This window comes from Aliiruegeria sabulilitoris, from assembly GCF_001558155.1.
GTDB classification, from domain to species: domain Bacteria; phylum Pseudomonadota; class Alphaproteobacteria; order Rhodobacterales; family Rhodobacteraceae; genus Tropicimonas; species Tropicimonas sabulilitoris.
The window spans coordinates 1-639 of sequence record NZ_LOAS01000120.1; the positions used below are offsets into that span (position 1 = coordinate 1).

General features: G+C 61.2%; 1 protein-coding gene. It reads left to right on the forward strand.

The genetic code is table 11. The features are described 5' to 3' along the window. Positions 1 to 37 precede the first annotated feature (37 nt). On the forward strand, positions 38 to 639 hold a 602-nt coding region (locus tag AX756_RS24810), incomplete at its 3' end, for a L,D-transpeptidase family protein (protein WP_156461700.1).

Below are 639 nucleotides of genomic sequence, written 5' to 3' on the forward strand. Positions count from 1 at the left end.
CTGAATACGATTTTGGCAGCACACGAGACCTCCAATCATGTCCAACCCGACCGCCCTGACCCGGCGAACGCTTCTGGCCACTTCCGGTGGAGCTGCGCTGGCGCTACTGGCCGGCCCGCTTGCCGGACAACATGTGTATAAAGAGGTCCACGAGCTCAAACCCAACGAGTTCACCTGGCATCCCGAGCGTCAGCCAACGGGGCCGGTAGCAGTCATCGTGTCGCTGACGGATCAACGGGTCCATGTCTATCGCAACGGCGTTCGTATTGCTGTCTCGACCTGTTCCACCGGCAAGTCCGGGCACGAAACCCCGACGGGAGTGTTCGTGGTCCTGCAGAAGGACCGGAATCACCGCTCGTCGACCTACAACAACGCGCCCATGCCCAACATGAACCGGCTGACGTGGGATGGCATTGCTCTCCACGCCGGGAACCTTCCGGGCTATCCGGCCTCGCATGGGTGCGTGCGTCTGCCGCTGAAGTTCTCGGCCCTGCTGTTCGAAGTTACGCACCTCGGGACGCCCGTCATTATTGCCGACGAGCATCACTTTCCCGTGGACGTAGTGCATCCGGGAATGGTCCTCGCGAGCTATGCCGAGCACGAATTCGAGGATGTCGTCTCAACCCTCGAAGGGCGCAA